Origin of the sequence: Enterobacter sichuanensis (assembly GCF_002939185.1) — a bacterium.
Classification (GTDB): domain Bacteria; phylum Pseudomonadota; class Gammaproteobacteria; order Enterobacterales; family Enterobacteriaceae; genus Enterobacter; species Enterobacter sichuanensis.
The window spans coordinates 1-2,240 of record NZ_POVL01000128.1 but is presented as its reverse complement, the minus strand read 5'-3'; the positions used below and the strand labels follow the sequence as shown (position 1 = coordinate 2,240).

Sequence of the window (2,240 nt, the reverse complement as noted above, 5' to 3'; positions counted from 1 at the left end):
GTAAGTTGGAGTCATTACCAGCCAGGCTAAAGGTTTTACTACATCTTTATCGTTTTCTGATGTTGTTGCTAGCAATAAGTCATTTTTTTGAGCCTTCCTCAGCTTATTGGCTAGTTCTGGAAGCACGTAAGTAAATGTTTTATCAGCTGATAACCCATACCTTGTATAAATCTGACCGTAATGTATTGCTGGAAAACCACTTTCAACGAAATCTTTTTTCTGTAGTCCATTGCCACGTATGAAATCGCCAAGCTCTCCCAGTGACAACCATTCAACATCAACTCCATCCAGCAATTTGTTCAGAAAGTTCAACCCACTCATGATTGCGCCTCGTCACCTTCAATCTTTGCCACAATTGAGTCGATATCCTTGCGTAACTGATCGATTTTGCTGACGGTAGTTTTTAGCTCGGTATTTAGCTCTGCAATGTCGACAATTTCGCGGGTATCCTTGGCTTCGACGTAGCTGCTGACTGACAGGTTATAGTCATTGGCAGATACTGTTTCATAAGGGATTGTTTTCGCAAGGTGGTCAATATCCGCTTTGCTGGCAAAGACCTGCATAATCTTTTCGATATGACCATCAGTCAGGATGTTATTATTGGTCTCTTTCTTAAACAGCCCGCTGGCATCAATAAACTGCACGCTGGTATTGGTTTTATGCTTGGACAGCACCAGAATGTTCACCGCAATGGTAGTGCCGAAGAACAGGTTTGGTGCCAGAGAAATCACAGTTTCAACATAATTGTTGTCGACCAGGTACTGGCGGATTTTCTGCTCTGCACCGCCACGGTAGAAAATACCGGGGAAGCAAACTATTGCTGCACGCCCTTTAGCTGACAGGTAGTTCAGCGCATGTAGTACAAAGGCGAAGTCAGCTTTTGATTTGGGGGCCAGAACGCCAGCCGGGGCAAAACGCTCATCGTTAATCAGCGTTGGGTCATCGCTGCCAATCCATTTCACCGAATACGGCGGGTTAGAAACGATGGCATCAAACGGTTTTTCATCTCTGAAGTGCGGTTCAGTCAGCGTATTGCCCAGCTTGATATCAAACTTGTCGTAGTTGATGTTGTGCAAAAACATGTTCATACGCGCAAGGTTATAGGTCGTATGGTTGATTTCCTGACCAAAAAAACCTTCTTCGATGATATGGTCATCAAACTGTTTTTTAGCCTGCAACAACAGCGAACCGGAGCCTGCTGCCGGGTCGTAGATTTTGTTAACGTGGGGCTGCCCGTGCATAGCCAGTTGTGCAATCAGCTTAGAGACGTGCTGCGGTGTAAAGAACTCGCCGCCGGACTTACCGGCATTCGCGGCATAGTTAGAAATCAGGAACTCATAGGCATCGCCGAACAGGTCAATCTGATGTTCGTTAAAGTCGCCAAGCTTTAACCCTTCAACCCCTTTCAGAACCGCGGCCAGGCGGGCATTTTTATCCTTAACGGTATTCCCCAGGCGGTTACTGGTTGTATCGAAATCAGCAAACAAACCTTTGATGTCGGCCTCGGACGGATAGCCGTAGGCAGAGCTTTCTATAGCGACGAAGATACTGTTTAAATCAGCATTCAGCCTGTCGTTGGTGTTCGCTTTAGCGGCAACGTTGCAGAACAGCTGGCTCGGGTAAATGAAATAGCCTTTAGTCCTGATGGCATCGTCTTTGATGTCATCGGTAATGATGCTGTCATCAAGTGCTGCATAATGTATGCTCTCATCCCCTGCTTCCATGTAGCTGGAAAAATTCTCACTGATGAAGCGATAGAAAAGTGCACCGAGTACATACTGTTTAAAATCCCATCCGTCTACGGAGCCTCTGACATCATTGGCAATGGCCCAGATTTGACGGTGTAGCTCGGCACGCTGCTGAAGGCTTGTCATTTTGTATCCTGTTGTATGATTCTTAACTACTTTTATTGGCCCAATTTTATCGCAATTTCATATTGATGGCAGGCTTTGTTGACCACTACAGTTTGCCCGATTGTGTAAGCAGCGCTCTTTCAGTCAGGCCAGTAGAAACGTTGTGCTGACGATAAATACTGAAGCCCCAATACTATCGGGGCTGAACGTTCAGTCGGTGAAAATTTCTTCATCCGTATCCATTGTGGATGGTGATGAATCTATTTTTGTTGTAAGAAATACCCGATTCAGCAGTCTTTGCTTCAGGGCGTTTCTTCGCTCATTGTAGAATTCCGGGAAGCGACTGAACTCAATATTGTCATCTGAAACTAACAACATTGATGGCGT

The 2,240-nt window shown here is 45.5% G+C and carries 2 protein-coding genes and 1 pseudogene; all 3 read right to left on the bottom strand.

What is annotated here, in order from left to right; translation table 11 throughout:
* The coding region (locus C5687_RS23965) for a restriction endonuclease subunit S domain-containing protein (RefSeq protein ID WP_146086310.1) at positions 1-321 on the bottom strand (321 nt) is incomplete at its 3' end.
* Positions 318-1,874, bottom strand: a complete 1,557-nt coding sequence (locus tag C5687_RS23960) for a type I restriction-modification system subunit M (RefSeq protein WP_104558208.1) — start codon at positions 1,872-1,874, stop codon at positions 318-320. The genes C5687_RS23965 and C5687_RS23960, both read right to left, overlap by 4 nt.
* A 189-nt stretch (positions 1,875-2,063) precedes the next feature.
* Positions 2,064-2,240 (bottom strand): annotated as a pseudogene (locus C5687_RS25175) (hypothetical protein); the annotation flags it as partial.